We start from the raw sequence: 24,431 nt of genomic DNA on the forward strand, positions 1-24,431 counted from the left end.
TTTTTCGTGCCGACTGTTATGCCCATCTACGGTACGCGTCCGGAAGCAATCAAGATGGCACCGATCGTGGCGGCTCTCCAGGAGTCCACGACCCTTGATTGCTTCGTGACGGTGACGGGCCAGCACCGGTCCATGCTGGACCAGGTGAACGGGCTGTTCGGCATTGTTCCGGACCACGACCTCAATATCTTTTCGCCTGGGCAGTCCCTGAACGGCATCCTCACCAAGACCATTGAAGGGCTGGACAAGCTTTTCAGCGTCAACCGTCCCGACGCCGTCGTCGTGCAGGGCGACACCACGACCTCCACCGCCGGAGCCATTGCTGCCTTTTACCATGGAATCCCCGTGGTGCATGTGGAGGCCGGCCTGCGCAGCGGCAACCTCTTCTCTCCGTTCCCGGAGGAAGCCAACCGGAAGATGACGTCGCAGATCGCAAGCCTTCATCTGGCCCCCACCTCCACCAGCCGGGCCAACCTCCTGGCGGAGGGTATCGATGCGGCCGACATCGTCGTCACTGGCAACTCGGTGATTGATGCCCTGTTCATGACAGTGGATAAGAAGGTTCCGTTCAGCGATCCCCGCCTGGAGGAGCTCGCGGAGGCTGACCGCAGGATCCTGCTCGTCACGACGCACCGCCGGGAGAACCAGGGCGAGGCCATGCGCGGTGTCGGCCGGGCCCTGGCGCGGATTGCGGAGCAGGAGCCGGAGCTGACGCTCGTCGTGCCCCTGCACAAGAACCCCGTGGTCCGCGAAGCGGTGGTCCCCTTCATCGACGGCCTGCCCAACGTCATGATCATCGAACCCCTTGCCTACGGCGAGTTCACTCGAATGCTGTCCATGGCACACGTCGTCCTCACCGACTCGGGCGGTGTCCAGGAGGAGGCACCCAGCCTCGGCAAGCCGGTGCTGGTGATGCGTGAGAACACCGAGCGCCCGGAAGCAGTGGATGCCGGCACCGTCAAGCTGGTGGGCACCGAAGAAGACACGGTAGTGCGTGAAGTGTCCCGCCTGCTCAACGACCAGCCCTACTTCGAAGCCATGGCGAACGCCGTCAATCCGTACGGTGACGGCAAGGCGGCTCCTCGAACGGTCGCTGCCATCGAAGAGCTCCTCGGCCTGGGGTCCCGCATCTCCGACTTCGCGGATGCCTAAAACCTTCTTCGTCCTGGGCGGCGGCACCGCCTCCAGACTGGTCGCTGACTACACGCTTGATTCGGCTGTCTTGGGCTCAGTCACTGGTGAGTCCCTGATCACCGTCATGGGCACTCCGGGTGACACCCGCCGGGCCGGTCTGCGTCTCCTGCCTTCCCGGAAGACCCCACCCCCTCCCCCGGCGCCACCGGGTTCACTGGCTGCGCTCCTGGCCGCCCGGCCAGACGATGTCCACGCCGTGCTGTGGGACCTGGCCGATGAATGGCCCGGTGTTCATAAGCTGGCCGACGGCGTGTTTGTCTCCCCTTCCGGTGCCGACGGCGCACGAGCCGGGGGACGCCCAGGCCCCCGGGGCAGGTACATCCCCTTTGGTTCAAGGCGCCACCTTCGCCTTTGGAAGGTGGCAACCCAGCGCTTTGCCCTTCTCCTGGAGAGTCACGGCTTGAAGGAGAAAACCTACGTCCTTACCTCCGGCGCCGCTGGCGAGAGCGACTGGACGGGCAAAGGCGGGCCGGAATCCTATCTCCGGCACCTGCGCGGATTAGGCTTTCACGTTGTAGGCGAGGGTCTGCAGGAGGAGCGGTCTGGTGGCCCGGACCGGCCCATGAGCTGTCCCGACGCTGCCTATCATCGGCTCTGCGGTGAGCTGGCGCAGCTGATGGGGCAAGAGCCAGCGGCGTGGAACTGGGATGAACGCCACCATGCGCCGGTGTTCTGCTGGACGGATCCAAACAGCCTCCAAGCCGCAGTCCCCGGTCGAACGGAACACGTGGTTGCACCGCGGCGCGAGCGGAATGAGAAGTTCCCTCTTCGTTTCCTGCTCCAGAACAACGGTTCAGATACCCTGATCGTCATCAGTCACGGGGCACTGGCACGCAGCAAGTATTCCCTGCCACGCTTTGAGTGGTTAGCCACTTTGCAGAATCGAAGCGAGAATCTGCTGTTCCTCGCTGACACCGCGCTTGAGGATCATCCAGATCTTGAGCTCGCCTGGTATACCGGTGACGCGGCGGATGACCTCAGCGCCCGATACGCAAACATCGTGGGGAAAGTTGCTGCCCAATTGGGAAGTCGGAGAATCCTTTTTGCCGGCGGGTCCGGTGGCGGCTTTGCTTCGATGGCTCTGGCGGCGCAGACCCCACAGTCCCGGGCGCTCGTTTTCAACCCGCAAACCAGCATCAGAAAGTACTGGCGCAATGCCGTGTCGGCCTACCAGGAGGCGTTGTTCCCTGCGCTTGATGCCCCTGCCGATCTGGCATCGCTGGGCTGCCGCACCGATGTAGTGCTGCAGGCGCGCGTCAGGACTCGGGAGGACTATCAGGTCCTCTATGTGCAGAATGACAGCGACGAGCTGCACGTGCGCGCCCACCTGGGGCCGTTTGCATCGGCACTCGGTCTGGCGCCGCGTACAGGGCGCACAGGAGACGGCAACGTACAGCTGATTGTCGACCGCTTCGGCCAGGGACACAGCATGCCTTACCGGCTGGTCCTCAATGACTTTATCGATCTGGCCCTCGAGGACTGGGGCGCCGGCTTGCCGAACTGGGATGCGGACACCCGACGACGGATCCTGCCGGCGGTTTGAGTCCCGGCACTCTCCTCATCAGGGGGTCGATGGACCCAGCACTGGCGTATCAAATTCACAGATGAATCGGCCGGTTGCGGCTTTTGTTCGACGTATCGTCGCCCATACGGGGACGTCAGGAGAAACGACCGTTCCATACTCGCCTTCACCAGTGACGCGCGAAGAGGACGGAGGGCCGTCCGGTGTCATGAAGGTGACGGCGGCCTCCTCTCCGGGCGGCACCCACAGACGAAGCCGTACTTCCCTTGGTGCCTTGATCTTCCGTTGGAGGCGATACGGAATAACGCGGTCTGGAGTTGCTCCTTCGAGCAGCGCTCGTACGAACGGGCCGAAGGCCCGGCCGATCTGTTGGTGGCTCAGGTCCTGGACAATGACGGCGTTTGCGTCCAAGGCGGCTGCGGAAGCCATCTTCAGGAACGGCAGAACGTGAATTCGGCGGTGAGCGTCGTTCTGCCCCACCAGGATAGTGACCTCCGGCTGTCCTTTTCTCATCGCCAGAGCGTCGGGGAGCAGGCCGTCCAGCCACTCTACGGCCTCGTCGCTGACGTCGCCCGCAATAAACCGCAGAATATCCGGGGAGACTGCTTTCAGGTACTTTCCCGGGAAGCACTGTGGTGCGCCTGCAATGATTGACCCGGCGCCGAAATGCAGGCCATGAGCGAGGGCTGCGGCACCCCCTTTGGATGAACCGACGAATGTCGTGTGCTCAGGTTCAATGGCAAGGCGTTCCGACATGTCCTTCAACAGGCCCTGTACGCTGTCGAAAATCGAAGTGTCCCGGTGATCCGCGTAGTAGTAGGAGCCTTGGACACCGAAGTTGTCCAAGATAAACAGACGATAAGCGTCGACATCCTTGAGGGCGGCCCGGTAATTATAGGTAAAGTCGCGCGGCGCCCCGATGGCGGAAAACACGACGCAGAGTCTCCCCTTCCCCGCGGTCGTCCTCGGAGCATCCAACAGGTACGTCAGCTGGCGAGGGCCTTCCCAGGTGTTCCAGCCGGCTTGAGGCAGGGCCACGCCCCGCTCAGCAGTCAGCGGCTCTCCGCTCCTGACCCGTATGGTCGCTCTGGCGGAACACCGGAGCGTGACCCGTCTGACCCTGCCGCTCACCCGATGGCCGAGCAGCAGAGCCGGACCGTCCGCCTCAATCAACACCTCTCCCTGCCGGCCGCCGTCCGCATCGACGAGGACAAAGCTATGACCGTGCACCTCAAATGTGGCCCCACGCGGCGCCGACCATACAAGTCCACCTCCCGAGGCTTCACCGCCGGGCAGCAGGAAGAACTGCTCCCCCGCATCTCCGTCCTCGACTGCAACACCAGCGACCCGGGCAAGCGGTCGGGAGAGGACCTTTTGTGTCCGGCGCAGGATGCGCCCGTTGGGTCGGCGCCGCAGTCCGTCCCGGATTGCCGCCGGAACGACACTTGTCATGGCCTTGGATAGTGCGTTCACCCCTCCCCCAGGATGGTCTTCAGCAGATTCGGCAGGACACGCTGTTCTGCGAATCGGCCCGCGGCCACGGCATGCGCAGCCTCACCCGCAGCACGCCAGCGCTCCTCACTGCTAGTTTGCTGACGGATGTATTCTGCGAGCTCTGGCACTGTTGGGTGGATCCATGCAGCGGGATAGATGCGATCCGCACCCGGCCACGCGAGGCTGGCCGGTACGGCCCTGCTGGCCGCACCGTCTGCCAGTGTGAGGTGGAAGGATTCGAAGTCGCTTACCGACAGCGCCACGCCCACACCCTGGTACCACTCGGGCATGTCATTGCCATGTCCGTCAAAGAAGACTGCTCCCTGGAGGCGCGGATCCTCTTCGATGCGTCGGTACTGCTCAGCATAGAACTGCATCTCATCGGGGCGGTCCGCCATCCAAGGGTAGTCGTGCGGTTGCTTGCCCTTGATCCGCAGCCGGTAGCGCGGGTCCACGGAGCGCAGTTCAAGCAACAGGTCGAGCGCCCGGTCGAGGTGCTTCTGCGCCGGTACGATGCCAACCAATCCCAGCGTAAAGCGGGCTTCCGCCGGCTTTCGCAGGGCAAGTTCATCCACCATCACCGGATTGGGGATCACCGTTGCTTTCCGTGTGGGAACCCCGTGGTCCCTCGCAGCCAGGTCCGCCACGTGTCTGCCGACGAAGATGACCTGGTCCATCTGCTGCATGGCGACCGCTTTGGGGTGCGGGGTGAACAGTTCCTGGGAGTGGAATCGGGTCACCAGCCGCTGCCCGGGGAGCAGATTCCTGGAGTACCAGACGGCGTTGCCCAAGGTCCACTCGCAGAAAATGACGTCTGCCTCGGCGAGCTTGGCTTTGCTTTCCTCCTCGTCATGGTCGTTGTGGCCTCGCCACTGGTCGATCATGACGGTGTGCCCGGCTTGTTCCAGCGCCTCGATGATCCCCGATGCAAACTTGAGGTCATGTCCTGCTACCAGCACCCGCCGGCCGGCAGCCTGAGATACTGCGACCTCAGATCTCTGTGGGTGTGATCCCTGGGCGGATTGGGGACGGCGGAAGGCCACCGACGGGCGCGTGGCAGGCTTGGGATGCAAGCTGGTGAGGATCGGATAGCCTGCGGGGGAGGCTCCGTATGTCAACAGGCCGTTGCCTGTTTCATCGCAGTCCTCCGGGGAGATGCCGATGCTGCTCCATTCGCCGAAACGTACCGCAGTGAGGATGTCCTCGTACGTCGTGCGATCGACGCCCTCCTGCGGAACCGTCCCAATCCATTCGACGTCCAGTTCTTTGAGTCGTTCCGGCGTCGCTTCGCTCTCCGTGAGGAAGAACAGCTCGTTCGGCATCTGAGGCTGCTCAGCGCAGATGACAGCGGTGGGCCTGACTGTTTGGGCTTCCAAAGCTGCGATAACGGCTGCGTTCGGTGCCTCGACACGCAGTGCGTAACGTGGAGCCTGTGGTGCAGCGACGACGAGTCCGGCGCACCTGAGTACGTAGGCCAGTCGGTGCCCTGCGGTGTGTCCGCGGTGGACCAATCGGTAACCGAGCCACGTGTCCGCCAGCCGTGCCCGTTCATTGTTCATCCAGCGGTCGAGCAGCAGGTCAGCCTCGCTGCCGCCTGCCACGGTGTGGACAAGTCCGCCGAGCACCTGGTCGACGCCGCTGCCTCTTCCGCTTACAACTGCAGTGCCGGATGCGGCCACCTCAACAACCCTACGCGAAAACATGGTGGGTGAAGCATCAACCGAATTGACGTTGAGGTGGACAGGATGCGCTTTGTAGGCCTGCACCATTTCCAAGTAGGGCAGCCCGCCTTGGACATAGGGCTCAAGATCGGACGGGAATCGGTACGGGCTCTCCGGGTTCAGGTATTGCCGGTCATAGATGGTGAGTCCATGTGGCCGGGCCGCTGTGAGAAGTGTGGCCAGTTCCTTTGAGCGCTCGGGGTAGCGGGCGCCGTAGTAGGAGCCTGCATAGGCAACGGTGTGCCGGTAAGAGGTAGCAGGAGGCAGCGGGTTATGGAGCTGCGGCTGGGCGTAGAAGGGCAGAGAGGCCACGGTTCGCGGCTTTGGAGAGCCCGAGTAACGGCGGATGCAGTTTGCATCAGTGGTGAAGACGTGATCGAACTGTGCTGCCGTGCGCTGGAAGCGGTTGAAGTGGACCGGGTCTTCCTTGTTCCAGAAAATGGTCGGGATGCCGTTCCGGTTGCAGTACTCGAGAAGCTCCCGAAGGTCACGGAAGCTCTCGTCGTCATAGAAGCCGATTTTGTGGTTCCACTTCCCATCGGCGCCCTCCCACGCCGATTCGACGAACAACGCGTCAAGTGCGGTGTTCTCGACCTGGCGGCGCCAGGAATCCGGCCGCAGCTCGCATAGGTTCACTTCCGGGCGCAGCCCCTCCGTGGTGAAGGTATCCGCGATGATGCCTACCGTGATCTGCCTGAGGTCGCGCCCTGCAGGCGCTGTTTCCGCTGCCTCCGCGTGCCCAGCAGCCAGTTCGGCGGCGGCTGCCCTGCCGATGGTCCTCCATTGCCTCTCCTGGACGGTCCAGAGCCGTGCCCGCAGTCCCAGCACCCGACGAAGTTCGCTGTCGTCGATCAGGCGCCTCAGCGCGTCGGCAAGGCAGGAAGCATCTGAGGGCTTGGCGAGCAGGGCCCGGGACTCGTCCGGGCCGGAGAAAGCGCGCATCGGGGCCAGATCCGTGAGTACCATGGCCTTTCCGGCTGCCATGGCCTCGAGCGGTTTCAGGGGAGACACGAGCTCTGTGACGGGCAGGCTGACCCGCGGACACGGCATGATGTCGAAGGTACTGACGTAGCCGGGAACTTCCTCGGCCCGCACCCTGCCGGTGAAGCGGACGAGGCCGTCCAGCTGAAGCCGGCTCGCCCGGCGCCGCAGATCGGCCAGTTCAGGGCCATCGCCGACAATCACTGCACGGAAATCGACCGAATCCTGTTTGAGCAGCGCCAGAGCCTCAAGCAGGTACTGCAGGCCCTCGTAGTGCACCAGGCTTCCGGCGTAACCGACCACGGGTACGCCATCCGGCAGATCCAAGCGCTCCTTGATCCTGGCTGCGGCCGAAAGAGGGGCGAACCGGTCGGTGTCCACGCCGTTCGGCAGGAGGCGGATCCGGTCTGGGTTCACACCCCTGCTGATGAGCTCCTGCTTCACCTCGTCGGTGATGGCGAAGACGATGTCGGCTTGCGTAGCCACGTAGGTTTCCAGCCGACGGGCGAGGGCAAATCGCTCTGTCTGCTCCCAGTCCTCCTTGTGGGACGCCTCAGTTATCTCCCAGAGCCCCCGCACCTCGTACGAGAAGGGGAGGCCAAGACGCCGCGCGGCGGCCAACGCGGGCAGGGCAGTGACGTGATTGGACGCGGAGTGGATGGTTTCGGCGCGCATCCGCTGTGCTTCACGAACATAGATGTCGGTGGCCTCAATCCAGTAACGGTCGAGAGGCTGCTCCGACCAGCTGGGGCCAGGGCTGAATATGTGGTTGACGCCCAGAATCTCCATTGACAGCCGTTCCGGCGGCGGCTTCGGTTGGTCGACCTTGGCGTCCCAGGGGTACCCCGGACGGGCTGCTACGGTCACGTCCATGCCCGATTCAACCCAGCTGCGTACCAGCTCACCGGTGCGGGTGGAGTATCCGTTGCTGTTGAAGTGGGCGGTGCTGTGGGCGCAGTACATGATCCGCCCCCGCTCCGCCAGATATCCGGGGTTCGGCTGCCTCGGGGGAACCTCCGGGAAGCGGTTGAGCAGTCGGTCCAACCCGAGGACTGCATTGACTGTGCGCTGTTCCCGCGGCTGCAGCGAGGTCAGCAGTGCCTCATGGCGTTGAAGCAGCTCGGCTGGACGCGTGATCTCGCCGCGCGAATAGTATGCGTGATTTACGGCCTGCATCACGCTTCCGGGCGTAGGGTCAGGGCTGAGCGGCAGCTTGTTCTCAGCGACGACCTTTGGCCCGGCAGGCGGCTGAAGTGCTGCTGCGCCAGGATTTCCGGCAGCTGACCCCTTATCCGCGACGTCGACCGCGCCCGGAACAGAGCCGCCCACTCGCCCGAGGCCTTGGACAGCTGTCCGCACGCCGCGGGCCGGCAACAGCAGTGCTTTACCGGCCCGCATTGTTGCGGACTGCCGAAGCTTGCTCAGAGTTCCCTTGAGACGTACGACATCGGTCTCGGCTTTCCGGAGTTCTTCCCGGAGGCGCACATTGTCGCGTTTGAGCTTTTGCAGTTCCGTCCGCAGAGCGGCCAGCTCTTTTCTATCTTTTCCGTCCCGGGACTGCAGAACCTCGTAGGCATCTATCAGCCCGTCCAGGTCGCCAAGGTACTTGGCGCGTCTTGCGGCCAGAGCCGGGGAAAAGTGTTGCTGTTCGTCCGCGAAAGTCATCTCTGCCTAGGGTTCCCTTGATCGGCTTGAATTGGGGTCAGCGCCAGATGCCGCGGGTATCGACGACGGCCTTGCCCTCAAGCAGGCTGCGGTCCATGGACTTGAACGCGTCGTGGTCGACGAGCAGAACCACGATGTCGGCGTCCTCGACAGCTTCCTCGAACCCGCGCAGGGCGACGTTCTCCAGTGCCGCCAGGGCGCGGGGAAGCTCCTCGATGTGCGGCTCGACGACATCGATGCGGGCCTCCGGCAGGCGTTCGCTGAGCGAGGCCGCGATCGACACGGCCGGGGACTCCCGCAGGTCGTCGATGTTCGCCTTGAACGCCAGGCCGAGTGCCGCGACGCGCACCGTGCCGCCCTTCGCCTGGGCGAGGTCCTGGACCCGGTCCAAAACCCACCCCGGCTTGGCGTCGTTGGTCTCGCGGGCCTGGCGGATCAGCTGCGCCTCCTCGGGCGCGCTGGCGACAATGAACCACGGATCAACGGCAATGCAGTGGCCACCCACACCCGGGCCGGGCTGCAGGATGTTCACCCTCGGGTGATGGTTGGCCAGCTCAATAAGCTCCCAGACGTTGATGCCAAGCCGGTCGCTGATGACGGACAGTTCGTTGGCAAAGGCGATGTTCACGTCCCGATAGGAGTTTTCGACCAGCTTCGCCATTTCCGCTGTGGTTGCGTCGGTGATGTGCATTTCGCCCTGGCAGAAGACGCTGTACAGGTCCCTTGCCTTTTCCGCTGCTGCAGGGGTGATGCCGCCGACGATCCGGTCGTTGGTGACCAGTTCAATCATCACGCGGCCCGGCAGCACCCGTTCCGGGCAGTGCGCGACGTGGATCAGCGGCTTGTCCTCCGCCGGATCGAGGGTCAGGTCCGGTCGCAGCTGGACGAGGTAATCGCCGAGGTGCTTGGTGGCTCCGGGAGGTGAAGTGGATTCAAGGATGACCAGCTCATCGCCGGAGAGCTGGGGGGCGATGCCCCGGGCCGCCGCCTCGATGTAGGAGAGGTCAGCGCTCTTGTCCGCCTTGAACGGGGTGGGGACAGCGACGATGTAGGCGTCGGCCACCGGAGTGTCGGTGGTCGCCTTGAGCATCCCCTGGCTTACTGCTCCCGCCACCTGGACCCCCAGGTCCGGCTCCACGAACGGCACTTCACCGCGGTTGACGGCGCTGACGGTGTTCACGTTGACGTCCACGCCGATGACGTTGATCCCATTGGCGGCAAGAATCGCGGCGGTCGGAAGGCCGATATAGCCAAGCCCGATAACGGCGACGGTCTGAGTTGAGTGCATGTGTTCCATTTCCCCTAGATAGTGACGTGCTCGTATGGTGAGCCGAAAAAGCGGATTTCCCCGGACGCCAGCAGTTCAGCGTCCGAGACCCGCCAGGTATGGTTTCCGCTGCCGCGGAACTGGACATAGTTGAACCGGTCAGCGGAGTAGATCCGCCCACCCGCGCCGCTCACGTCACGCAGGAAGCCCGTGTCCTCTCCCCTCGCCACCGGCGCAAACGGATGACTGCGGAACACCTCACGGCGTGCAGTGATGGTCGGTCCCATGACCGTGGTGGTGAAGCGGTGCTCGCGGTCGCGGAACCTCAGCAGGGTCGCGTCCTGGGCTGCCAGGTACATGTAGTGCGCCTGTTTGCCGACCACATCAGCGCAGGAAAACGACAGGGCATGGAGCATGTCCTGAAGATAGTCGGGTGCGTAGAAGTCGTCGTCGTCCAGCTTGGACAGCACATCCCCACCCGCTGCTGACGCGCAGAGGTTGAGGCAGGCACCCAGTGGTTCCGTCCGTGGCAGGCTGAGCAGGACGACGTCCTGCACACCGTGGCTGTGCTTCAGCCGTTCCAGGTCGGTCCCGGAAAGCTCGAATCCGTGCGTGCACAGCACCAGTTCCGGCTGCGGACCAGTGAAAGATGCCACAGTGCGGAAAACGTGCTCCAGCTGCGCCGGACGGATGGTCGAAACCAGCAGGGACACCGAGGGAGCCGCGACCGGACGGTGCAGCGCAGCGGGCAGCGCCGCGGCCACCACCGATTCCGTCCGGTGCGCGTAGGTGTGCTCGGTCCAGATCCGACGCTGGGCGCGGTGCAGCTGGCGGTCTGAGAGCTGCGGGTTGCGGGCCAGAGCCAGGATGGTCTCCGCTGCCTCTTCGGGAGAACGGACGACAAACTGCTCTTCCGGCGGCCATTGCTCTTCGATCGCCCGGCTTGGTGTGCTGACCACGGAGGTCCCGGCGGCTGTAATTTCGTAGATGCGCCGGGCGCACATGCTGGGCGAGTCGACCACCGAATTGGCGTTGAGAAAGACCTTGTACGCCTTATAGGCAGTCAGCATCCGGTCATAGGGCAGGGAGCCGACCACATGGCGGTCGAAGGGCGCGGGAAAGCGGTAATTCGGTGAAGCTCCTGCCTTGCGGGCGAAGATGTCCAGCCCGAGCCCTTTTTCCTCGCTCAGTTTTCCCGCCGCGCCGAGCAGCAGATCGAGCTGTTCGCGCCTTTCCGGGAACTTGTGGGCAAAGTACATTCCGGCGAAGGCGACGTCGCGTTCATGCCAGCCCCGGCGGGGGCGTACAGGGTTGTGGAGGGCCGGCTGGGCCGCGAACTGAAGCACATCCACCCGGTCATGCCCCAGGTCGCTGCGGTACGCTTCGAGCCGATTGGCATCGCTGGTGAAGACGACGTCGAACAGGCGTGCAGCGTCCAGGAAGTCCTCGTAGTGGGGAGGATCCTCCTTGTTCCAGAACACCGTCGGAATGCCTTGGGCCCGGCAGGCGGACACCAGCTCGGTGAAGTCAGGCTTCGGGCCATGCTCCCCCGTGAGCTGGTACTTCCACTGGCCCTTGTTCCCTGCCCATGCCGACTCGACGAACAGCAGGTCCGGGCGGGCTGCAGCGAGTTCCTCCCGCCAGCGGCGGCGGGACACCGCCAGCTGGGTCCACTCAAAGCCGAAAGCCTGCAGGGAAAAGTCGTCCAGGATGACGGCGACGGTCAGGTCGGGTCGGCGCACCGTGCCGCGTTCGGGCTTGTAGGGGTCGAACGCCAGCCGTGTCTTGGCACCGCGCCGGCGTCGGCCGCCGCCGCCCGACGCCGGGCCGCCGCGTTCAGCCTTCAGCCGGCGCTGTTGCTCACGGACGCCTTGCAGGCCACCGTTGCGAAGGTGCCAGAGCATGGCCCGGGCTTCTTGGAGGGAGATGCTCACGACTTGCCTGACCTCCGACGTCCCGGGGTCAACTGTTCTATCTGCACGGGTTGCAGGTTGTTCAGCATGCGCCGTCGGATCTTGCCGGCGGCGAAGCGGTCGCCGGAGGAGAGCTCCTTGGTGTAGCGGCGGTACCAGCTCACTGCCTGGGCCGGGTCTCCATCAAACAGCAGGTCCCCCTTGTCCAGCCAGATCACGCGGGTGCACAATTCCTGGATGGTGTTGAGGCTGTGGCTGACCAGGAAGACGCAGCCCGCCTGCTCGCGGAGCTGGTCCATGCGCCGCTTGGTGCGGGCCTTGAACTCGTCGTCTCCCGTGTTTAGCGCCTCATCGATGACCAGGATTTCTGGATCAATGGCAGCCGCGATCGCAAACCTCAACCGAGAGGCCATGCCCGATGAGTAGGAACTCATGGGGAAGTCGATCGACCCTTCAAGGCCTGCCAGTTCGAGGATGGACTCGTATTTGCGGTCAATCTCCGTCGGCGTCATGCCGAGGGCCAAACAGCCCAGCATGATGTTGTGCGCGCCGGACAGGTCCGGAACCAAGGCGGCGGATACCCCGAGCATGATCGGAGTCGAGGAGGCGTAAACGGCCCCAGCCGTAGGTTGCACCTTGCCGCAAATGAGGTTCATCAGCGTACTTTTGCCGGAGCCGTTGCGGCCGATAACGCCGATGGCCTCGCCGTGCTCGGCCACGAAGCTGAGCGCGTTGAGGGCACGGACTTCCGTCCTCCCGGAGAGGAGCCCGCCGCGGCCCTCTGCGCCCCTGCCGCGTTTTCCGGCCACTTTGAACGCCATCTGCACGTTCTCCACCACCACGGCAGGTGATATCGCGAGCTCCCCGGGCTCAGTCGCGGCGGCCATAGGACTCCTCCCCTCGCCAGAACACCAGCATGCCGAGGATCAGAGCGCCGAAGGCCCATGCTGCCAGCCCCGCCCACGACTGCCATGACGGCGTCTGGGCGTAGAGGACCGAATCCCTCGCAATGGTGAGGACCAGGTACAGGGGATTTACCTCCACGGCGGCCTTGAGCGCAGGAACGGAGGCATACCGCTCGATGGAAAACATGACGCAGGAAGCGAACAGCCAGAACCGCATCGCAAAGGAAATGGCATGGACAAGGTCGTTCAGCCGGGCCACCAGGGGCGCCAGGAACAGGCCCACCCCGAGGTTGAAGACCGCCTGCAGCAGGACCAACGGAATGATCAGCAGCCAGCGCCAAGTGATTTCTTCCTCGGGCCCGAGGAGGATCACAAGGAGGAACATCATCACCAGGACGGGGATGTTGGCTATCAGTTCCCGGAGGTTCACCGCGACCGCGAGGGTCGCCCTGGGGAAGTTGAACGCCTGGATCACGTTCTGGTTGCTGCGGATGACACGCGCGCCATTGACGATGGCGCGGGAGCTCATTTGGAAGAGGAAGATACCGATGATCAAATAGCCGATGAAATTCTCGATGCCCCGGCCGGAGTTCAGCAGGAGGCCAAAGATCGCGAAGTACCCGAGGCCGTTGAGCAGGGGATCCAGGAGCAGCCATGCGCTGCCAAGGCGGTCCTTGCTGTTGCCGCTCTGCACCCGTGCCCGCGCGTCGTAGGCCATGAAGTGCCGGTAGTTCCAGAGTGACACCAGGTAGTCCGGCATCGGGGGACGGGCACCAACCCGGTTTACCTTGCGAAGATCGACATGGACGATGGTGGGAGGCTTGCCCACCGCCGAAGCTTGCTGAGCCTGCGTCATCACCGGCATGCCGTCCGCTCTGCCAGCTGGACGCCTTCACGGCGGCGTCGTCCTGCCTCAAAGGAGGTGGGCGCTGCTCTCAAGATGTGTTTCCTTCCGGTCCCGGGCCGGGAAGCCTGGGAGTCTGACGCACCCTGGATCCGGCCTGCAGGCCGATCAGGGATCTTGCAACGTTTTCTCTGCTGGGTTTCTCAGGAAACCAGATTTCATGCAAAAGGTACTAATCCAATGAAGATGCTCCGGCTGCATTGGGCAGCGGACGGAATATGGGGCATTCCGCAATCAGGCTGGAGATTCCCGGCTCATTCGTCCGTTTTCTTGCCTCCTGGATGCATTCGGACAGGGCGACGCAACTTGACGTAGTAGGCGGCTCCGATTCCGACCAACAACACTATGACCAACACACGAGGCAGCCACGCCCCCATCGCGCCCGAAGAATCGTGTGCTGCTGCCTCGATCGGCGCTTCGGCTTTCTCGGTCCCAGCCTGCGTGGACGCGGCCGACGGGGTCACAAAGCGGGGTGCGGAGGGTGACGGTGTTGGCGACGCCGACGGCTCCGGGTCCGGTTCATCAGCCGGTTCCAGCGCCTCACCGGTTTCCGGATCCCAACGCAGACTTGAGTAACTTCCGGTGACAGGATCAATCAGCCGCAGGCTGCCCGGTTCGATCAGAAACCCGGTGCCGGGATGCACCAGGTAACCGGTCACCGCATCGATCACGTAGCCGGTAACGGCATCGTAGGATGGGCCATTCTGCGGAGCGGGTCCCGCCGGCGGCTCAGCTGTGCCCGGCGCAGGCTCACCAGGGCCAGGGCTTGTCGGGTCGGAGGGGCCGGGTCGGTCCGGCGCCGGAGTGACCGGATCGGTCGACGGCGTTCCTCCGCCAGGCGGTTCGGGCGTATCGCCGGGCCCCGGCGGCGGGGACGCAGGGGGCGTATCACCGGTCCCCGGCTGGGTCACACCAGTTCCCGGCGGCGTGTCCCCGGTTCCCGGGTCCGGGCTCACCGGTTCGTTCTGGTTCGGGAATCCGTCAACAGGCGGGTCCTGCGCAAACGCCGGCGCAGCGGCACCCCAGCTCAATACGAGGGCACCGGCCAGCGCTGTGCCCGCAAGGCGGTCGCGAATGCTCATGGTCTCCCCCCGAGGATGAATAGCTGCTGGCGCCTTGTGACCAGCGGGAACAGAGTTGCCGCTGGGTCGGCGCCGTAAGAGTCTACAGCCTCTCGCCGCTCCCGGCGTCAGGGCTCCCTCTCCCGGCGGCTAGGCTTAAGCCATGAAGCGTTTGCCCACCGCCGCGGGTGTCCTTGCCGCGGCCGCCCTGCTCTCCGGCTGCACTCCGGTCGCCGATGTCGAAGCGGCTCCCGAGGCCGAGAACCCGGCCTGCGCCGAAGTCATGGTGTATTTGCCCGTCGAAGTCGCGGAGACTCCCCTGCGGGACACCAACAGCCAGGCGACGGCGGCTTGGGGGAACCCGTCCAAGGTGATCCTGCGGTGCGGGGTGCCCGTCCCCGGCCCGACCACGGAGCCCTGCGCCAGCGTCAACGGCGTGGATTGGCTGCTGCAGGAGGAAGGCGACGTCTGGCGCGCGACCACCTACGGCCGGGAGCCAGCTGTGGAAGTGGTGTTCAACCCCAATGAGGTCGCTTCCTCCACCTTGCTGGTGGAGCTGGCCGGGCCGGTGTCCCGGATCGAACCCACCGGGGAATGCCTCAGCCCGCAGGACACCCTGGACATCCCCTAGCGCCGGAGCCAACCAGCCGGAGCTCAACCGCCCAGCTGCCCGGCCGGGCCCGCCCGGCCTAGCGCAGGCCGGTGGGCCGCTCCAGCGCCAGCTGGATCAGTTCGTCGATCAGCTCGGTATAGGGCATGCCGGACTTGGCCCACATCTGCGGGTACATGCTGACCGGGGTGAAGCCGGGCATGGTGTTGATTTCGTTGACGATCAGCGCGCCGTCGGGCGTGTAGAAGAAGTCCACGCGGGACAGGCCCTCCGCACCGACGGCGTCGAAGGCGCGGGCGGCGAGGGTGCGGACCTGGTCGATGGCCTCGGCCGGCAAGTCGGCCGGGCAGCTGAGCTGCGCGGCGGCGCCGTCCACGTACTTGGCCTCGAAGTCGTACCACTGGTGGGCGCCGGGCTGGACGGCGATCTCCCCGGGCTGGCTGGTGCGCGGGTCGGCAAAGCCGCGCCCCTGCAGCACGGCCACTTCGATCTCGCGGCCGATGATGCCGGCTTCGACGACCACCTTGGGATCGTGCGCCCGTGCCGCTTCGATGGCCGCGGGCAGCTGGGCGGGATCGGTGACGCGGGTGATGCCCATGGAGGATCCGGCCCGGGCCGGCTTGACGAACAGCGGCATCTCGAGGGCGGCGGCGCGCGTCAGCGCCTCCTCCGGATCGCGCTGCCACTGGCGGTCCGTGATGACCTCGTACGGGCCCACGGTCAGCCCGGCAGCCTCGAAGACCACCTTCATGTAGTGCTTGTCCATGCCGACGGCGGAGGCCAGCACACCGGCGCCCACATAGCGGATGTCGGCCATTTCGAGCATGCCCTGCAGGGTTCCGTCCTCGCCGAACGGGCCATGCAGCAGCGGCAGCACGACGTCGACGGCACCCAGGCTGCGCGGCTCCTCGCCGGGTGCATGTGCCACCAGTTCCTGGCCGGCGTCCCGGGCCGCGATGACCACGGCCTCCTTGCCGGGCAGCACTTCGGGAAGCGAGGAGGCCCGCAGGGACCAGGTGTGCGGGTCTTCGGAGACGATGCTCCACTGGCCGTTGCGGGCGATGCCGATCGGCACGACGTCGTACTTGTCGCGGTCGATGGCATCCAGGACACCGGCGGCGGTGACACAGCTGACGGCGTGCTCACTGGAGCGCCCGCCGAACAGCACCGCGACCCGGGGCTTTGCCGGCTGCCGCCCTGTGCCGGAGGGGACGATTGAATTCTCGGTCACTGCGCGTGCACACCTTCGGATTTCAGTTCTCGGGCAAGCAGCCGCGGTCCGAGTTCGTCCACGGAGATCGCCCCCTGCAGTACGGCCACCACGTTTTCGGTGATCGGCATGTAGACGCCCAGCTGGACGGCACGGTCCAGCACCGCCGGCGCGGACTTGATGGCCTCCGCAGTCTGCCGCATGGTCTCGGTCACCTGCTCCAGGGTCAGCCCCTGAGCCAGCAGGCGGCCGGCGGTGTGGTTGCGGGACAGCGACGAAGAGCAGGTGGCGATCAGGTCTCCCATGCCGGAGAGCCCGGCCAGGGTTTCGGCCCTGCCGCCGAGGGCGACGGCGAGCCGGGTGGTCTCCGCGAGCCCGCGGGTCATCACCGAGGCTTTGGTGTTGTCACCCATCTGCTTGCCTTCGCAGATGCCGACGGCCAGCGCAATGACGTTCTTGACGATGCCGCCGATTTCAGTGCCGACGACGTCGGTGTTCGTGTACGGCCGGAAGTACGGCGGGGTGCAGGCGGCGGCGATCCAGCCTGCGGTCTCCAGGCTGGTGCAGGCGACCACGGAGGCGGTCGGTTCGCCGCGGGCGATCTCCAGGGCCAGGTTCGGTCCGGACAGGACGGCAACCTGGTCCTCGGGCCAGTCCAGCTCCTGCCGGATGACCTGGCTCATGCGTGCGTCGGTGCCGACCTCGAGGCCCTTGGCCAGGGACAGCAGGACAGCCCGTGCGGGGATCAGCCCGCGGAAGTCGCGCAGCCGCCGGCGCAGCGTCTGCGCGGGCACCGCAAGGACCACCAGGTCGGCTTCGGCCAGGACCTCGGCCGCGTCGGTGGACGCGGTGAGGTTCTCCGGCAGGGCGATGTCGCCGAGGTAGTCGCTGTTGCGGTGGTTCTCGTTGATGTCCCGGGCCACTTCCGGCCGCCGCGCCCAGACGGCCACCGGGGTGCCGGCGGCGGCGCCGGCGTCGGCCGCGATCTTGGCGAACGTGGTTCCCCAGCTTCCGGCGCCCAGGACGGCGATGCGGGCGGGGCCTTGGGTGCGGGGGGTCATGAGGTGCTCCGTCCGGTTTCCGGCTGGCCATGGGCGGCCGGATCCCAGCGCTCGACCGGCGGCTGTTCCCCGCGCAGCTGTGCGACCAGGGCCGTGACGGCGTCCATGATGCGGTTGGTGGCGTCGTCGACCGCCTCGCGGGTGAGGGGCTTGCCCTGCAGGTCCGAGAGGTCCACGGGATCGCCGGCGAGGACGGTGACCCGCTTGCGCGGGAAGACATGGATCTTCCGCGCGTAGCGGGGCAGGACGTCCTGCGCGCCCCAATGGGCTACGGGGACCACCGGCGCGCCGGTTTCGAGCGCGAGCCGGGCGGCTCCGGTCCGGCCCCGCATGGGCCACAGATCGGGGTCCCGGGTCAGGGTGCCTTCGGGGTAGATGATCAGCGCGCCGCCGGCGTCGATGACATCCCGGGCCACCTCCAGGGAGGCACCGGCCTTGCCGGTGCTGCGCGCCACCGGCACCTGCTGGGTGCCGCGCAGCGCCGCGCCCAGGACGGGCACCCGGAACAGCGACTCCTTGGCCAGGTAGCGCGGCATGATCTTCTGGTTGTAGAGGTAGTGTCCCACCACCAGCGGGTCGATTTCCGTGACGTGGTTCGGGCAGACGATGAAGCCGGTGTTCCGGGGCAGCTTGTCGATTCCCCGCCAGTCGCGGCCCATCAGCAGGTTCAGGACCGGGCGCGCGGCTCCGGCCACGAGGGCGAACACGAGCCGTGATTTCGCTGTTTCATTGCTCATAAGGAACCTGTCTACCGCATGGCGGCGCCGGCCGCCGCTTCCGCCACGTCGAAGTCGGCGCCCAGGCCCTCGAGCTTGCCCTGGAAGTGTTCGTACCCGCGGTTGATGATGTCGATGCCGGTGACCGTGGACACGCCGTCGGCGGCGAGGGCCGCGATCAGGTGGCTGAAGCCGCCGCGCAGGTCCGGAATGTCGATCCGGGTGCCGTGCAGCTTGGCGGGCCCGGAGATCACGGCGGAGTGCAGGAAGTTGCGCTGGCCGAAGCGGCAGGGCACGCTGCCCAGGCACTCCCGGTGGACCTGGATGCCGGCGCCCATGCGGATCAGCGCGTCGGTGAAGCCGAAGCGGTTCTCATACACGGTTTCGTGCACGATCGACACGCCGTCGGCCTGGGTGAGGGCGACGACGAGCGGCTGCTGCCAGTCGGTCATGAAGCCCGGGTGCACGTCGGTTTCCAGCACCAGCGGATTCAGCCGGCCGCCGGGGTGGTAGAAGCGGATACCGTTGTCGTCGACGTCGAACGCGCCGCCGATCTTGCGGTAGATGTTCAGGAACGCGGTCAGGTCCTGCTGGCAGGCGCCCTCCACGTAGATGTCGCCGCGGGTGACCAGCGCGGCCGAGGCCCAGGAGGCCGCCTCGTTGCGGTCCGGCAGGGCGCGGTGGTTGAAGCCGGTCAGCTCGCTGACGCCCTCGATGCGGATGACCCGGTCCGTCTGCACGGAGATGATGGCGCCCATTTTCTGCAGCACCGCGATGAGGTCCATGATCTCCGGCTCGACCGCGGCACCGGAGAGCTCGGTGATGCCCTCGGCGCGCACGGCGGTCAGCAGCACCTGTTCGGTGGCGCCGACGCTCGGGTACGGCAGGCGCAGCTTGGCGCCGCGCAGGCCCTTGGGGGCGGAGATGGAGATGCCGCCGGGACGCTTGTCGACGACGGCGCCGAAGTCGCGCAGCATCTGCAGGTGGAAGTCGATCGGCCGGTCGCCGATACGGCAGCCGCCCAGGTCGGGGATGAAGGCCTCGCCGAGGCTGTGCATCAGCGGCCCGCAGAAGAGGATGGGAATGCGCGAATCGCCGGCGTGCGCGTCGATATCCTTCGACGCGGCGGTCTTGGCGTTCTTCGGGTCCATGGTCAGGTCTCCGGTGACCGGATCCTTGGTGACCTCGACGCCGTGCAGCTTCAGCAGGGACGTGACAACCTCGACGTCCTTGATTTCCGGCACGTTCCGCAGCAGGGAGGGGGTGCTGCCCAGCAGCGCCGCCACCATGGCCTTGGGAACGAGGTTCTTGGCCCCGCGAACCGGGACCTTCCCGGTGAGCGGAACTCCACCGCGGATGGTCAGAACGCTACCCATGAACACCTATTTCCTTTAGTCCCAACGCCCCCGGTACGAAACACGACTGCATCAAGCATAGGAGGAAGGGCATCCGTTCAGAAACACGCGCCCCTGCGTCCTGCCCTCTCCTGCCCGGCTTGCTGCTCCCCCGGAGGGAAAACGCCGACAGGCCCCCGGGATCGGGGGCCTGTCCATGATACTTCCGCCTGTCGGCCGCGGGCGAACCGGGCCGGCGTCAGGCCAGCGCGGGGAGGGTCTGCGGCTTGTAGGCGGGACGCCGGGTCTCGAACGCGGTGATGTCTGCCTCGTGGCGCAGCGTCAGGCCGATGTCGTCCAGGCCTTCCATCAGCCGCCACCGGGTGTAGTCGTCGATCTGGAAGCCGGCGGTGATCGGCCCGCACGTGACGGTGCGGGCGGCGAGGTCCACGGTCACCTGGGTGCCCGGGGAGTTTTCGAGCTCCTTCCAGATGAGTTCAATGTCATCCTGGGCGACCTGCGCGGCCACCAGGCCCTGCTTGCCTGCGTTGCCGCGGAAGATGTCGGCGAACCGGGAGGAGAGCACGGCGCGGAAGCCGTAGTCCTTCAGCGCCCAGACGGCGTGTTCGCGGGAGGATCCGGTGCCGAAGTCCGGTCCGGCGACCAGCACGGAGCCGGCCGAGTAGGGCTCCCGGTTCAGGATGAACTGCGGGTCCTTGCGCCAGCCGGCGAACAGGGCGTCTTCGAAGCCGGTGCGGGTGATCCGCTTGAGGTAGACGGCCGGGATGATCTGGTCGGTGTCGATGTCGGACTGGCGCAGCGGCACGCCGATGCCGGTGTGGGATGTGATCTTTTCCATGGTGGGCTCCTAGGCGGCCGCGGCGGCGGGCAGCGGGTCGAGGTCCGAGGGTGAGGAGAGGGTGCCGCGCACCGCGGTGGCGGCGGCGACGACCGGGGAGACGAGGTGGGTGCGCCCGCCCTTGCCCTGCCTGCCCTCGAAGTTGCGGTTCGAGGTGGAGGCGCAGCGCTCCCCCGGCTCGAGCTGGTCCGGGTTCATGCCCAGGCACATGGAGCAGCCGGCGAAGCGCCACTCGGCGCCGAAGTCCTTGAAGACCCGGTCCAGGCCCTCGGCTTCGGCCTGCAGCCGGACGCGCGCCGATCCCGGGACCACGATCATGCGCACCGCGGGATCCTTGGCGCGGCCTTCGATGATGGAGGCAGCCAGACGGAGGTCTTCGATCCGGCTGTTGGTGCACGAACCCAGGAAGACGGTGTCCACCCGGATCTGCTTCATCGGAGTTCCCGCTTCCAGGCCCATGTAGTCCAGGGCGCGCTTGGCGGCGGCCTTGGCGTTTTCGTCGGCAAAGTCCTCGGGCGCGGGCACCTTTTCGGACAGCGGCACGCCCTGGCCGGGGTTGGTTCCCCAGGTCACGAACGGCTCCAGTTCGTCGGCGTCCAGGAAGACCTCGGCGTCGAACTCGGCGTCGTCGTCGGTGGCGAGCGAGCGCCAGTACTCGACGGCGGCGTCCCAGTCCGCGCCCTGCGGAGCGTGCGGCTTGTCCTTGAGGTACGCGAAGGTGGTGTCGTCCGGGGCCACCATGCCGGCGCGGGCGCCGGCTTCGATGGACATGTTGCAGATGGTCATCCGCGCTTCCATGGACAGCGCGCGGATGGCCGAGCCGCGGTATTCGAGCACGTAGCCCTGCCCGCCGCCGGTGCCGATCTTGGCGATCACGGCCAGGATGATGTCCTTGGCGCTGACGCCCGGGCGCAGGGTGCCGTCGACGTTGATGGCCATCGTCTTGAAGGGCTTCAGGGACAGCGTCTGGGTAGCCATGACGTGCTCCACCTCGGAGGTGCCGATGCCCATCGCCAGCGCTCCGAACGCCCCGTGGGTGGAGGTGTGCGAGTCTCCGCAGACCACGGTCAGGCCGGGCTGGGTCAGGCCCAGCTGAGGTCCGACGACGTGCACGATGCCCTGCTCGGCGTCGCCCAGCGGATGCAGGCGGACGCCGAACTCAGCGCAGTTGGCACGCAGGGTTTCGATCTGCGTGCGGCTGACCGGATCGGCGATCGGCTTGTCGATCTCCAGGGTGGGGGTGTTGTGGTCCTCAGTGGCGATGGTCAGGTCCGGGCGGCGCAGCTTCCGGCCGGCCAGGCGCAGGCCCTCGAAGGCCTGGGGCGAGGTGACCTCATGGATGAGGTGGAGGTCGATGTAGAGGAGGTCGGGGGCGCCGTCCGTGCCCTTGGCGACGACGTGGTCGTCCCACACTTTCTGCGCCAGCGTCCTGCCTGCCACATGTTCACCCATGACCGGTGCTCCTTGTCCTTTGCGCCTGCCAAATGCTGTTGGAGCCCGCCGGAGGGCGGGCCGTTGGTGCGCTGATTCCAGCTAACCCCCAGCCTCGTAGGTTCCGCCAGCTTCATCTATTGCATCTCAAATAGTGAGACGGCAGTATCAACTTATGGACAACACAAGCGGCGTGGGCGTGATCGACAAGGCAGTCATGGTGCTGGATGCACTGGAGGCGGGCCCGACGACGCTGGCCCAGCTCGTTTCCGCGACCGGACTGGCGCGGCCCACCGTGCACCGGCTGGCGATCGCCCTGGTACACCACCGGCTGGTGACGCGGGACATGCAGGGACGCTTTGTGCTGGGCGGCCGCCTGGTGGAGCTGGCCTCCGCGGCGGGCGAGGACCGCCTGATCGCCTCGGCCGGCCCGGTGCTGCTGGCGCTGCGGGACGCCACCGGCGAAAGCTCGCAGGTCTTCCGCCGGCAGGGTGAGTGGCGGGTGTGCGTGGCCTCGGCGGAGCGGCCGGTGGGGCTGCGGGACACCATTCCGGTGGGCACGCAGCTGTCCATGAAGGCCGGGTCCGCGGCGCAGGTGCTGCTGGCCTGGGAGGACCATGAACGGCTGCTGGAGGGCCTGCAGCAGGCTCGGTTCACCCCCACGGTGCTGGCGGGGGTCCGCAGGCGCGGCTGGGCGCAGAGCCTGGGCGAGCGGGAGCCGGGCGTTGCGTCGGTCTCGGCGCCGGTACGCGGACCGTCCGGACGGGTGATTGCGGCGGTGTCCATTTCCGGGCCGATCGAGCGGCTGAGCCGGCAGCCCGGGCGCATCCACGCCGAAGTGGTGGTGCGGGCGGCCGCGCAGCTCACCGACGCGCTGCGCAAGACCCCGGACTGACCCTAGTCTGGTGCCCTCCAACCCAGGGAGGGCCGCATGAAACGGCTTCGCGTCCTTTGGAACGTCATCCGCCTCACGGGCGCCAGCTACGTGTTTCTCGGCTTCCTCGCCGTCCTGGCGGCGGCCGCCGTCGTGCTGCCCCGGGTGGAACCCGGCATACCGACGCTCGGGGACGCCCTGTGGTACCTCTTCGTCTCTTTCACCACGATCGGTTTCGGCGACCTGACAGCGGTGACCTTTGCCGGCCGGCTGATCACTGTCGTCGTCGCTCTGTACGGCATTGTGGTGGTCGCGCTGCTGACCGGTGTCGTGGTCGGCTTCTACAACGAGCTGCTGAAGGTCCGTGCCCGCTCCAGCCTGGCCGACTTCATCCATGAGCTGGAGCATCTGCCGGACCTGTCCCCTGAGCAGCTGCAGGACCTCTCGGAGCGGGTGCGGCAGCGCCGGGTCCTGCCGCCGTAGGCCGACCGACGCGCGAGAGACCGTCGGGCGGCTATCCGCCGAAGTGGTCCCAGCCGACTGACGACGGAGGGGCGCCACCGACGGTGACACCGGTGCCGTCCAGCGCCCGGCCAATGGGCATAAACCCCTGCGGAAGCTCAGCCTCCGGCGGGAAGGTGGCGAGGAGCCCGTGGTCCTCTCCCCCGCCGAGCACCCAGGACAGGGGATCGGTGTTAAGACGTGCCGCAGCCGGAGCCAGTCGGGCCGCCCGTTCGGCAAGCGTTGCGGTGTCCAGGTCGATGCGCACGTCCGAGGCGGCAGCGATTCGCCCCGCGTCCCGCACCAGGCCGTCGGAGACGTCCAGCATGGCCGTGGCACCGGCCCGCGCCGCTTCCGGACCGTTGAGAATGGGCCTCGGCCTGCACTGGGCCATGGCAAGACCCGCCAGTTCCTGGTCTTCGGCGTTGCCGGGGTCAGCCATGTTGATCACGCTCTCCGGGCTTTCCAGGACGGCCAGTCCCCCGGCTGCCAGTCCCAGCGCCCCGCAGTGGGCCACAATGTCGCCCGGGCGGGCTCCCGAGCGCAGCACCGGGCTCCCCCCCGCCAAGTCGCCGGTAACGGCTGCTGTGACGACGATCTGACGGCCGCGCCCCAGGTCTCCTCCTGCAACAGAGCAGCGTCCGGCGTCGGCGGTCAGTGAGGAAATAGCTGCGGCGAGCCCGTCCGCGAGATCTTCGACCCAGGACACGAGCGTGTCCGGGGGCAAGGTGAGGCTGACTACGAGCGAGGTGGGCGCAGCGCCCATCGCGTTGATGTCCGACAAGTTCTGGGCCGCACACTTCCAGCCAACGTCGAACCCGGTGCTTCTGTAGCCGCTCGGCCACTCGAGCCGAAAGTCGGCATCCTGGACCAGCGTGTCGATGCTGATCACAGTGCGGCCGTCCGGGGCAGAGATAATCGCCGCGTCATCCCCAGGGCCAAGCAGAGCCGTGGCTGGTCCCAAACGGGGAAAGATGCGTGCGAGCAGCGCTTTCTCGCCGAGCTCCCCTACAGTCATCCCACCCACTGCGTCCTCCTCGTCCTGCCACACCGGTTCAATCTAACAGCGAGCCCGATAAGACGCGCCATCGAGAGGAATAGGCCACGCAACCGGCCTTCCCACGGTCTCCCACAAAGAATCGAAAACGTATGGAAGAATCGACTGGGCAGATGCGGGCGCCACCCTCCGTACCTTATCCAGCAAGGGG

The 24,431-nt window shown here is 66.2% G+C and carries 19 protein-coding genes; 5 read left to right on the top strand and 14 right to left on the bottom strand.

Annotated elements, in window-relative coordinates; genetic code table 11:
- The first annotated feature begins 6 nt into the window (after positions 1 to 6).
- Entirely contained in the window at positions 7 to 1,152 is a 1,146-nt protein-coding gene (wecB, locus tag AC5RV6_RS11070; RefSeq protein ID WP_494007345.1) for a non-hydrolyzing UDP-N-acetylglucosamine 2-epimerase, read from the top strand.
- A 106-nt stretch (positions 1,153 to 1,258) separates the two neighbouring features.
- A complete protein-coding gene (locus AC5RV6_RS11075; RefSeq protein WP_494007410.1) occupies positions 1,259 to 2,737 on the top strand; it encodes a DUF6270 domain-containing protein in 1,479 nt (492 codons plus the stop codon).
- 18 nt (positions 2,738 to 2,755) lie between these two features.
- Here the strand turns inward: AC5RV6_RS11075 and AC5RV6_RS11080 are convergent, their stop codons facing one another.
- The 7 genes from AC5RV6_RS11080 to AC5RV6_RS11110 form a co-directional block, all read right to left on the bottom strand.
- Positions 2,756 to 3,649 (bottom strand): hypothetical protein, encoded by an 894-nt coding sequence (locus AC5RV6_RS11080; RefSeq protein WP_494007346.1) that lies wholly within the window; start codon positions 3,647 to 3,649, stop codon positions 2,756 to 2,758.
- A 536-nt stretch (positions 3,650 to 4,185) separates the two neighbouring features.
- A complete protein-coding gene (locus tag AC5RV6_RS11085; protein ID WP_494007347.1) occupies positions 4,186 to 8,577 on the bottom strand; it encodes a glycosyltransferase in 4,392 nt (1,463 codons plus the stop codon).
- A gap of 37 nt (positions 8,578 to 8,614) precedes the next feature.
- The gene (gene wecC, locus AC5RV6_RS11090; protein ID WP_494007348.1) at positions 8,615 to 9,865 is read right to left on the bottom strand and encodes a UDP-N-acetyl-D-mannosamine dehydrogenase; all 1,251 of its coding nucleotides are present in this window, start codon (positions 9,863 to 9,865) and stop codon (positions 8,615 to 8,617) included.
- Between the two features lie 14 nt (positions 9,866 to 9,879).
- A complete protein-coding gene (locus tag AC5RV6_RS11095; protein ID WP_494007349.1) occupies positions 9,880 to 11,778 on the bottom strand; it encodes a glycosyltransferase family protein in 1,899 nt (632 codons plus the stop codon).
- On the bottom strand, positions 11,775 to 12,644 hold the full coding sequence (locus tag AC5RV6_RS11100) for an ABC transporter ATP-binding protein (RefSeq protein WP_494007350.1): 870 nt from the start codon (positions 12,642 to 12,644) through the stop codon (positions 11,775 to 11,777). The genes AC5RV6_RS11095 and AC5RV6_RS11100 overlap by 4 nt, the downstream gene beginning before the upstream one ends.
- A complete protein-coding gene (locus tag AC5RV6_RS11105) occupies positions 12,628 to 13,527 on the bottom strand; it encodes an ABC transporter permease (RefSeq protein ID WP_494007351.1) in 900 nt (299 codons plus the stop codon). The genes AC5RV6_RS11100 and AC5RV6_RS11105 overlap by 17 nt, the downstream gene beginning before the upstream one ends.
- Before the next feature lie 293 nt (positions 13,528 to 13,820).
- Positions 13,821 to 14,237: a hypothetical protein gene (locus AC5RV6_RS11110; RefSeq protein WP_494007352.1), complete on the bottom strand. Its 417-nt coding sequence runs from the start codon at positions 14,235 to 14,237 to the stop codon at positions 13,821 to 13,823.
- Between the two features lie 553 nt (positions 14,238 to 14,790).
- Here AC5RV6_RS11110 and AC5RV6_RS11115 point away from each other — a divergent pair.
- Positions 14,791 to 15,258 carry a DUF3515 domain-containing protein gene (locus AC5RV6_RS11115; RefSeq protein ID WP_494007353.1) on the top strand — a complete coding sequence of 156 codons (468 nt, stop codon included), beginning with the start codon at positions 14,791 to 14,793 and terminating at the stop codon, positions 15,256 to 15,258.
- A gap of 58 nt (positions 15,259 to 15,316) precedes the next feature.
- On the opposite strand, the gene AC5RV6_RS11120 is transcribed toward AC5RV6_RS11115, so the two are convergent.
- The 6 genes from AC5RV6_RS11120 to leuC all read right to left on the bottom strand — a co-directional run bounded on the left by AC5RV6_RS11120 (position 15,317) and on the right by leuC (position 21,869).
- Positions 15,317 to 16,453 (bottom strand): D-alanine--D-alanine ligase family protein, encoded by a 1,137-nt coding sequence (locus AC5RV6_RS11120; RefSeq protein ID WP_494007411.1) that lies wholly within the window; start codon positions 16,451 to 16,453, stop codon positions 15,317 to 15,319.
- Positions 16,454 to 16,464: 11 nt separating this feature from the next.
- Complete coding sequence (locus AC5RV6_RS11125; protein ID WP_494007354.1) at positions 16,465 to 17,508, bottom strand: NAD(P)H-dependent glycerol-3-phosphate dehydrogenase; 1,044 nt, start codon at positions 17,506 to 17,508, stop codon at positions 16,465 to 16,467.
- Positions 17,505 to 18,245, bottom strand: a complete 741-nt coding sequence (locus AC5RV6_RS11130) for a lysophospholipid acyltransferase family protein (protein WP_494007355.1) — start codon at positions 18,243 to 18,245, stop codon at positions 17,505 to 17,507. Before AC5RV6_RS11130 ends, AC5RV6_RS11125 begins: the two co-directional genes overlap by 4 nt.
- An 11-nt stretch (positions 18,246 to 18,256) precedes the next feature.
- Positions 18,257 to 19,600, bottom strand: a complete 1,344-nt coding sequence (gene murA, locus AC5RV6_RS11135; protein WP_494007356.1) for a UDP-N-acetylglucosamine 1-carboxyvinyltransferase — start codon at positions 19,598 to 19,600, stop codon at positions 18,257 to 18,259.
- Between the two features lie 217 nt (positions 19,601 to 19,817).
- Entirely contained in the window at positions 19,818 to 20,417 is a 600-nt protein-coding gene (gene leuD / locus AC5RV6_RS11140; protein ID WP_494007357.1) for a 3-isopropylmalate dehydratase small subunit, read from the bottom strand.
- Positions 20,418 to 20,426: 9 nt separating this feature from the next.
- Positions 20,427 to 21,869, bottom strand: a complete 1,443-nt coding sequence (gene leuC / locus AC5RV6_RS11145) for a 3-isopropylmalate dehydratase large subunit (RefSeq protein WP_494007358.1) — start codon at positions 21,867 to 21,869, stop codon at positions 20,427 to 20,429.
- A 154-nt stretch (positions 21,870 to 22,023) separates the two neighbouring features.
- Between leuC and AC5RV6_RS11150 the strand changes: the two genes are divergently transcribed.
- Together AC5RV6_RS11150 and AC5RV6_RS11155 are read left to right on the top strand one after the other, a co-directional pair.
- A complete protein-coding gene (locus tag AC5RV6_RS11150) occupies positions 22,024 to 22,743 on the top strand; it encodes an IclR family transcriptional regulator (protein ID WP_494007359.1) in 720 nt (239 codons plus the stop codon).
- Between the two features lie 36 nt (positions 22,744 to 22,779).
- Entirely contained in the window at positions 22,780 to 23,205 is a 426-nt protein-coding gene (locus AC5RV6_RS11155; RefSeq protein ID WP_494007360.1) for a potassium channel family protein, read from the top strand.
- 31 nt (positions 23,206 to 23,236) lie between these two features.
- Here the strand turns inward: AC5RV6_RS11155 and AC5RV6_RS11160 are convergent, their stop codons facing one another.
- A complete protein-coding gene (locus tag AC5RV6_RS11160; protein WP_494007412.1) occupies positions 23,237 to 24,241 on the bottom strand; it encodes a thiamine-phosphate kinase in 1,005 nt (334 codons plus the stop codon).
- Positions 24,242 to 24,431: the final 190 nt, after the last annotated feature.

The organism is Arthrobacter saudimassiliensis, assembly GCF_059090665.1.